Origin of the sequence: Bacillus sp. 522_BSPC, from assembly GCF_001076885.1 — a bacterium.
GTDB classification, from domain to species: domain Bacteria; phylum Bacillota; class Bacilli; order Bacillales; family Cytobacillaceae; genus Niallia; species Niallia hominis.
This window is the reverse complement of record NZ_JVDT01000187.1, coordinates 1-8,557: the sequence shown is the minus strand read 5'-3', so window position 1 is coordinate 8,557 and position 8,557 is coordinate 1. Positions and strand designations below refer to the sequence as shown.

Here is an 8,557-nt window from a genome sequence, read left to right as displayed (position 1 = left end):
GTTTGAGTCAAGTATTTGTGGGAGAAATTTTTTATCGTCGGAATTTCTCTCTTTTTCAGTGTGTTTGCTATCTCTATTGTTAACGCTTTCTATACTTACTCTATTTATAGTCAGGCTGTTTTCGTAAAATTTTTTGGGATCAATAGACCGTTCCTTTCCGCTACAGGCACTTGCTTTCCGCGGGGAGGAAGTCGAGCCTCCTCGCCGTTCCGGCTGTGGGGTCTCGACCTTTCCTCTATGTCCCGCAGGAGTCAAGTGCCTTTCGCTCCAATCCACTCTGCGTTTTCTATGTTGTTAAAATCCATAACCTTTTAGAATACAGTTTACAGTTAAACGTCGACAATCCTTTTTAAAATCCTTGTAATGCTTTTAACGCATGATATAGTGGCTTTCCTGTTGTTTGACTCAAATAGGCAATGTTTTGTCTTGTTGCCTGTCCTGCTGTTTTGGTTAGTTTTTCACGGTAGTATTTTGGTTTTATATGATTTGATTCCTTCTCTTCCAATCGTTTCGTCATTGTTCCGATCAGTGTTTTAATATCTAATCCATCTTTTAAGCCAACCATGAATCGAATAAATGCATCTATTCCTTTTTCACTCCATGCCCTTCCGTTTTTCAGACGCTTGGCAAACACACTCATGGTTCCTTCTGCGCTGCCCATCGGACGCATATCACTCGTATCTATTCCTTGTTCCTGTAACCAAATTCTATAGTCTCCAAGTGCCTCGGGATATGGAGAAAGCTGGTTAATTAATGCTTCTAATCGTTCTTCTTTTTTCTCTGTATCCAGGGTCGCCACTGCACTATTTAACTCTACTAATAATCCCTCTCCATCATACTTAGCTAGCTTTTTTCGTATCGCTTTATATCTAGGATGTTCTTTAAAAATACGTTGGATTTCTCGAGCTACGTGGAATCTGTCTATCGTGAAAAAAGCTTTCTTTTGAAAATACTCTCTGCACGCAGTTATCCAACTAGCTCCGTCCCCATTGATAGCTAAAAGATGAGTAGTTGGATCGTAATGATACGTATCCATTAAAAATTGTTCTAACTCTTCCCAGAAAGGTGCTTCTGCTTTATGAATAAAATGCCGTTTTCCCACAAGACTGGCTCTCTTTCCATTCATAGACCAACCTTCATGGATAGCTGCGATCTTTTCTTCTCGTCCGCGCTTCTTACCACCTTGCCGTTTAATAAATAAGCCATCTACTTCGATAAATAATACCTTTCTTTTTGGTTCGATTGGCAAGCTCGGTACAACTTCTGTTTGTAATAAATGTTGACGAATCGCTTCATGACTAGCTACAGAGTATCCAAGTAATTTTTCTAACGTAGAAGATGCATGTCTGTATGATGGCCCAGTAACCGCCAATTCCATCGCCATTTCTTCCACAACTGGACTAAATCCTTTACCGCCCTCAAACTGTAAATATTGATCTAATAAATAGACATATTTGTTGCCGATACGATCCCAATAGTAATTTCGCTTAATTGAAACAGATCCAAATAAGGTGTCCATCTGAATCGCTCTCTTATCTTTGAGTTGATATCTTCCTTTATCTCGTTGTTCAGCTATTTCTCTGTCATACCCAGTTAACAGCTCCTCGAGAACTTCCGAAAAAGTTTCCTGTAATGTTTTAAATAAATCACTTTCTATTTCTTTTAATGTAGGTAGTTTTATGGTATTTTGTTTCATAGGGACTTTCTCCTTTTGTATGTTTTGTCCGCAAACACTACTATACAAAAAGAAAGTCCCTTTTTCTTTATTTTTGCTCATACTACCGCGCTTGCGTTTGGTTGGCGGTCTAACGACCACCAACCAAACCAGAGGGTAAATTATTTTCTACCCACAAACATTTTACTCATACTTAACATTTCATCTCTGTATTTTTCTTAGAGATGGAAAAATTAATATCGTACTGATTACGGATTTTCCTTTGCCAATGAATAACGGAGTTCGACATCAAGTATTTAGACGAAAAATAAGGAAAGAAGTTACACTTTCATGCAACTTCTTTCCTTATACATTTAATTTATTAGAAGCATTTAAGCTTCGACAGCAGTTTTTATTAACTCTGCTCTATCTGTACGTTCCCAAGGTAAATCAATATCAGTGCGACCAAAATGACCATAAGCAGCTGTTTGTCTATATATTGGTTTACGAAGATCTAGCATCTTGATAATTCCTGCTGGACGAAGATCGAAGTTTTCGCGAACTGCCTCTACAAGTTTATCTTCTGAAACAATTCCAGTTCCAAACGTATCAACAGAAATAGATACTGGTTGTGCTACGCCAATTGCATAAGCTAATTGTACTTCTACTTTATCAGCTAATCCTGCTGCGACAATATTTTTTGCCACATAACGTGCTGCATATGCCGCTGAGCGATCCACTTTTGTTGGATCTTTCCCAGAAAATGCTCCACCGCCATGGCGAGCATATCCACCATATGTATCAACAATGATTTTACGACCAGTTAATCCAGCATCTCCTTGTGGTCCGCCAATAACAAAGCGTCCTGTTGGATTGATGAAATACTTTGTATTTTCATCTATTAATTCAGCTGGTACAACAGGCTTGATTACATATTCTTTAATATTACGTTGAATTTGTTCTAATGTTATCTCTGGGTGATGCTGTGTGCTTATTACGATTGTATCAATACGAACAGGCTGATTATTTTCATCGTATTCGACTGTTACTTGTGTTTTACCATCCGGACGTAAGTATGGTAAGATTTCTTCTTTTCTTACCTCTGCTAGTCTTCTTGATAGTTTATGTGCCAATGAAATCGGTAATGGCATTAATTCCTTTGTTTCATTACATGCAAATCCGAACATTAATCCTTGGTCTCCAGCACCAATTGCTTCTATTTCCTCATCCGTCATCATACCTTCACGAGCTTCTAGAGCTTGGTCTACTCCTAATGCAATATCAGCGGATTGCTCGTCAATAGAAGTTAAGACTGCACTTGTTTCTGCATCAAATCCATATTTCGCGCGTGTATAGCCTATTTCTTTGATTGTTTCACGGACAATTTTCGGGATATCCACATATGTAGAAGTCGTTATTTCACCTGCAACAAGAACTAACCCTGTTGTTACAGATGTTTCAGCAGCAACTCTTGCATTAGCATCTTTAGCTAATATAGCGTCCAAAATAGCATCTGAAATTTGATCACAAATTTTATCTGGGTGACCTTCAGTTACCGATTCAGAAGTAAACAAGCGACGTTTTGTTGACATCTGATTTCCTCCTTATTTTAGAAAAAAGTAGAGCGAGGCCTAATTCCTGCACTCCTTAACCTTATCTTGATACGGTACTCATTCCCTAGATAGTATGAAGTAAAAATGGCGTTTTTATCCGAAGTCAATTCCGTGCTCTATTATATGTAACACTAGTAAAATGTCTGTAAACATAATATATATAACGAAGTATTTTGTTTCTAATAAAAACACACACCTAAAAATATACATTTTTATAAAAGATAATTAATTCATTTTACACAAAAAACCTTTTCAATAGTGAAAAGGCTCCTAGTAAAATCAATTCGCACCTTTCACTCTTATCGTTCAAGGAATATTCCTTGCTTCAGGTTAGCACCTTTCCTAAGAGAATGTCTGATTCATTTCATAAAAATGAAATAATTCAGTAATTTTCTTCACATAGTAGGTTGCTGGGTTTCATCGGGCCAGTCCCTCCACCAGCTCAGGATAAGAGAGTATCCGTTCAAAGTAAAATGATAGCTCAATCTAACAACGCATGTCAATCATTTTTCACTAGATTGAATTAATTTGTTGAATTCAATGCAATAAGCTTATAAGTAATGGACGTCTTTCCATTTTCCCATGCTAATTTTTCAATTGTCGCCATTCCAGATATCTCAGCTATTTTTGTTTTTCTAACCTCTAGCGGAATATTCATTGGATATAAACGGTAATCTTCTTTTTCTAATAGAAAAAGATTTTCTTCTAGTCTTATTTCTTTCCCTTTTGTTACAATCATTGTATTTAATTCTAAGGGCATACCCATTTTCCATTCCCCTTCTCTTTTTCTATTTTTATCCATTATTAATAGAGTATTTCTTTTATTTTACCATTTTCCCCACTTGTTTTTTCATCCAGCTAGATAGAGATGTGACAACTTTACGATTCGTAGCAGGAGGAAAGTAATGCGTAAATTCAGGAAAATACCATGTGCCCACTTCCTTACCTAACTGTTTTAATTTTGCTTCCAACCTTAGGCTATGTTCAACCGATACATTAGTATCCAATTTCCCATGAATGATTAGCGTAGGTGCATTTATTTTTTCTAATTGATAAAGTGGAGTTCTTGCATCATATCTGTCTGGATATTTTGAAGGCGTTCCTCCAATTACTCTTTTCATCATCCTACGTAAATCCTTTCGTTCTTCATAGGTGAGGAACATATCGCTGACACCACCCCATGTAACAATTGATTGAACAGGACAATTTATGCCCACAAATAAAGCCATCACTCCGCCTCTTGAAAAACCAAATACATGTACATTATTTACATTCGATAAATTCTTTAATAGTGCAAATGCAGCGATGGCATCATTTTTGTCTTCGCCCGCAAAGTCTTCATTTCCATCCCCACCTTGATTACCACGATAAAAAGGTGCGAACACAACAAAACCCTCAGATGCAAATTGGATAACTCTCCCGGGACGGACCTTCCCTACATTTTTGATGCCTCCTCTCAAATAAAGAAAACCATCATAAATTTCCCCGTCATTTGGAGAAGCAAGCATTCCCTTTACTTTTAAGCCATCAACATAATAAGTAACTAAAAAAAGATCAATAGAAGGATTAGGAGATGGAAATCGAATTTTTTCTATTATATCACCATTGTTCATGTCAATTGCTCCTTTACTTTTTTCTCCTATATTACCCTTTCCTTTCGCTTAATAATTCGTTCTGAATGGAAGAAATACAATATTTGATGACATCATCCTTCATAATAAAGCTAAATGAATCATTCCAACGTATTTCCATTAAATCGCCTTTAATTAAAACTGGACCAGCTGTCTCCTGATAATCATCTTTTGGAACTAATTGACTAATTCTTGCAAAAAATACATCCTTCACAAATGGTTCTTCTCCGAATACCTGATAGGATGCGATCCATTGAAGCCTATCAATAATCCCACCTGTTTCTTCCATAACCTCTCTATGAGCTGTTTGAATAATTGTTTCATTTTTTTCTCTTTTGCCGCCTGGAAATTCTAATCCCCTCTTTTTATGGGCCGTTAACAACCATTGATTTTTATACTGACAAATGACTAATACATGCATTGCTTCTTGCATCCATTCATTTTTTTTAAAAGAAAGTTTCACTAAATTTTTATTTTGATCATAAAATATCTCCATACCTTCTCCATTATTATGTATTATTAATATAAGTAGCTTGCATACTAAAGCAAATACATGCCTTTTAACCTGATTTTATGATATATATTATTATCATAGCAAATACTATCTATAAAACTGGAGTTTTTTATCGATAAAAAGGGTATTATTTTTTATAGATAGTAATTCCAACCATCTATTGAAATAAGATGAATACAATACGATCAAGAAACACTCATCTTTCTTAACATAATGTTCACATTATAGCTAGCAAAAATATCATGTTATCATATATAATACGGTTAAATAAAACGGTTACATTTGCATTCGATAATAAGACTGAAATAGGAGGACAACATAATGAAAATTGTTGATGAACTTTACAACTTATATAAAAATAAACTAACTGGGGATGAAGAGGATATTGATATGCTCGCCTTTGCTTTTTTAGAAGAAATGAGCAGAGAAGATTTATTACATATTATTCAAGAATTAAATGAACAAGAATTATATGATTTAATGGGTCTTTATTTAATTGAAAGCTTAAAAGGAAAGTTTGCCAGTGAAGATTATCGAAAACCTAATAGCCCTATCTTTACCCATCGAAATGTACACTGAATCGTCCTGTATTTAAATAAAAGGCTGTTGATAAACATCGGCTCACACAGAAAAACGATCATTTATCAAACGGCCTTTTTATTTATCGATTTGTTATGTAATCATATATATTTTTTCCAATCAATGTGGCAGAAACAAGGACAAATAATATTTTCACATAATTTGACCCTTTTGCAATGGCAACGCGAGAACCAATGTAAGCTCCTAAAATCATAGCAATTCCCATCACGAAACCATATAAATAGTACACTGAATCATAACATAAAAAAACGATAAGTGCTGTCAAATTACTTCCGAAATTAAGAACCTTGGCATTGCCAGCGGATTCCACAAAATCAAAACCCATTAAAAGAAAGGAAAATAAAAAGAACGAACCCGTCCCTCCCCCTAAAAAACCATCGTAGAAACCGATTAATGGTACAATGAAAAGAGCAAAGAGAAGCTTCTTTTTCGTCATTCCATTATATGTAGAGTTTATTCCCCATTCTTTTTTCGTAAGTGTATAAATAGTTACTACGATTAAAACAACAAGGATTAACGGCTTAAGTGATTCGGATGGTATTTTTTGTACAACATAAACTCCGATTGCGGAACCAATAATGGAAAGAGGCAAGAGTTTTACTATCAATTTCTTATCCGTTTTTCCATGCCTTATAAAAGAAATCGAACTAGTTAATGATCCCATGGTCGAAGCTAGCTTATTTGTACCTAACGCAATTTGTGGTGGCAATCCGGTAAATAAAAGAGCAGGTAATGATATTAATCCGCCGCCACCAACAACTGAATCAATAAATGCAGCAATAAATCCGGCTCCAATTAAAAAAAGTAGCATTCCAAGATGTAATTCTTCCATAAAAAATACTCCTTTCCTGAACGTCTATTTCCAATTTAGGTAATGATTGACCGATAGACTAATTCCTACCATAACATATTAGTCATGGTCTATTTAGTACAAGCAATAACCAAATTTCGAAAACAGCTTTGTTATAACCCTTATAATATTTAACAAGCTTTCCTAGTCTACTTTATCACAATAAAGGAAAAAGGAGTATTCTTCTTTTTAAAAAGAAATCAAAATAGTACCAAGTTTTATCCTTATCCCCTATAATAGTACAGGATATTTCTTTAGGAACATGCACAAATATTTAGTCTTACTGGTATTACGAAGATTTTTTATGTATCGCATATAGCTGCAGTTTTAGCGAGAAAGGAAAAGAATTCGATGCACATTTATTCCATTATCTTAAGTGTCATTATTTTACTTAACATTATTTTTGCTTTTCTTGTTATCTTCTTTGAAAGAAAAGATCCTATTGCTACATGGGCATGGTTAATGGTACTTACCTTTATCCCTATCCTTGGATTTATTTTATATTTACTTTTCGGCCAAAATTTACGAAATAGAAAGTTATTTCAGTGGGATGAGCGAAAAAAACTCGGAATAGAGCCCATTTTAGCTTCCCAACTTTTACAAATAAGCTCTAACCAATTGCGCACTACGAATGAAGTAATTCGAAAAAATCAAGATTTAATTTATATGAATTTATTTAACAACGATGCCGTTCTCACAGAAAACAATGCTGTAGAAATCTTTACAGATGGGAACCAGAAATTCAAGCAATTATTTACAGATATCAAAAATGCAAAAAAGTCGATCCATTTACAGTACTATATTCTTAAAAATGATGGTATTGGCTCAGATCTTATTAGCCTACTCGTTGAAAAAGCAAAAGAAGGAGTAGAAGTTCGTTTATTATATGATGAGCTTGGCTCCAGAACATTGCGTAAAAAGGTTTTCAAAGAATTGCGGGCAGCAGGTGGATTTGTTGAAGTATTTTTCCCAAGTAAATTTCATTTAGTCAATTTACGCCTAAATTATCGAAATCATAGAAAACTGGGAATTATTGATGGAAAAATTGGCTATATCGGTGGATTTAATGTTGGAGATGAATATTTAGGGCTTCATCCGAAATTTGGCTATTGGAGAGATACTCACTTACGCATAGTGGGTACAGCTGTATATGCCATTCAAACAAGATTTATTCTCGACTGGAATCAAGCCTCACATTTACATGCAATTAATTATTCACCTGACTATTTTCCAGGAAAAATTGAGGAGATTATCGGGAATATCGGCATGCAAATTGTATCAAGCGGTCCTGATTCAGAATGGGAGCAGATAAAGAATGGCTATATTAAGATGATTACTTCCGCAAAAGAAAGTGTTTATATTCAAACACCTTATTTTATTCCCGATGCAAGCTTACTGGATACATTAAGAATTGCTGCACTCTCTGGAATCGACGTAAAAATAATGATTCCTAACAAACCTGATCATATGTTTGTCTATTGGGCAACCTATTCTTATATCGGTGAAATGCTAAAAGCTGGAGCGAAAATTTATATATACGAAAATGGATTTATCCATGCTAAAACGATTTTAGTCGATCGAAAAATCGCTTCTGTTGGAACTGCCAATATTGATATGAGAAGCTTTAGACTTAATTTTGAAGTGAATGCTTTTATTTATAGTGAACAAATCGCTAATGAATTAACAGATGACTTC

At 35.0% G+C, this 8,557-nt stretch carries 8 protein-coding genes and 1 riboswitch; of the genes, 2 read left to right on the top strand and 6 right to left on the bottom strand.

Annotated features, from left to right (window positions below; all coding sequences use genetic code 11):
• Positions 1 to 349 precede the first annotated feature (349 nt).
• The 5 genes from ADJ83_RS15935 to ytkD form a co-directional block, all read right to left on the bottom strand.
• The gene (locus ADJ83_RS15935) at positions 350 to 1,696 is read right to left on the bottom strand and encodes an ISLre2 family transposase (RefSeq protein WP_048717475.1); all 1,347 of its coding nucleotides are present in this window, start codon (positions 1,694 to 1,696) and stop codon (positions 350 to 352) included.
• A 350-nt stretch (positions 1,697 to 2,046) separates the two neighbouring features.
• Positions 2,047 to 3,246 (bottom strand): methionine adenosyltransferase, encoded by a 1,200-nt coding sequence (metK, locus tag ADJ83_RS15930; protein WP_031539034.1) that lies wholly within the window; start codon positions 3,244 to 3,246, stop codon positions 2,047 to 2,049.
• A 317-nt stretch (positions 3,247 to 3,563) separates the two neighbouring features.
• Positions 3,564 to 3,721, bottom strand: a riboswitch (SAM riboswitch).
• Between the two features lie 69 nt (positions 3,722 to 3,790).
• A complete protein-coding gene (locus ADJ83_RS15925) occupies positions 3,791 to 4,033 on the bottom strand; it encodes a DUF2584 domain-containing protein (protein WP_031539033.1) in 243 nt (80 codons plus the stop codon).
• A 55-nt stretch (positions 4,034 to 4,088) separates the two neighbouring features.
• Positions 4,089 to 4,880: an alpha/beta hydrolase family protein gene (locus ADJ83_RS15920; RefSeq protein ID WP_192840954.1), complete on the bottom strand. Its 792-nt coding sequence runs from the start codon at positions 4,878 to 4,880 to the stop codon at positions 4,089 to 4,091.
• A gap of 31 nt (positions 4,881 to 4,911) precedes the next feature.
• Positions 4,912 to 5,394 carry an RNA deprotection pyrophosphohydrolase gene (gene ytkD, locus ADJ83_RS15915; RefSeq protein WP_035416625.1) on the bottom strand — a complete coding sequence of 161 codons (483 nt, stop codon included), beginning with the start codon at positions 5,392 to 5,394 and terminating at the stop codon, positions 4,912 to 4,914.
• A gap of 339 nt (positions 5,395 to 5,733) precedes the next feature.
• Between ytkD and ADJ83_RS15910 the strand changes: the two genes are divergently transcribed.
• Positions 5,734 to 5,991, top strand: a complete 258-nt coding sequence (locus ADJ83_RS15910) for a DUF6154 family protein (protein ID WP_031539030.1) — start codon at positions 5,734 to 5,736, stop codon at positions 5,989 to 5,991.
• An 82-nt stretch (positions 5,992 to 6,073) separates the two neighbouring features.
• On the opposite strand, the gene ADJ83_RS15905 is transcribed toward ADJ83_RS15910, so the two are convergent.
• Entirely contained in the window at positions 6,074 to 6,844 is a 771-nt protein-coding gene (locus ADJ83_RS15905) for a sulfite exporter TauE/SafE family protein (RefSeq protein WP_031539029.1), read from the bottom strand.
• Positions 6,845 to 7,213: 369 nt separating this feature from the next.
• Between ADJ83_RS15905 and cls the strand changes: the two genes are divergently transcribed.
• The coding region (gene cls / locus ADJ83_RS15900; protein ID WP_048718369.1) for a cardiolipin synthase at positions 7,214 to 8,557 on the top strand (1,344 nt) is incomplete at its 3' end.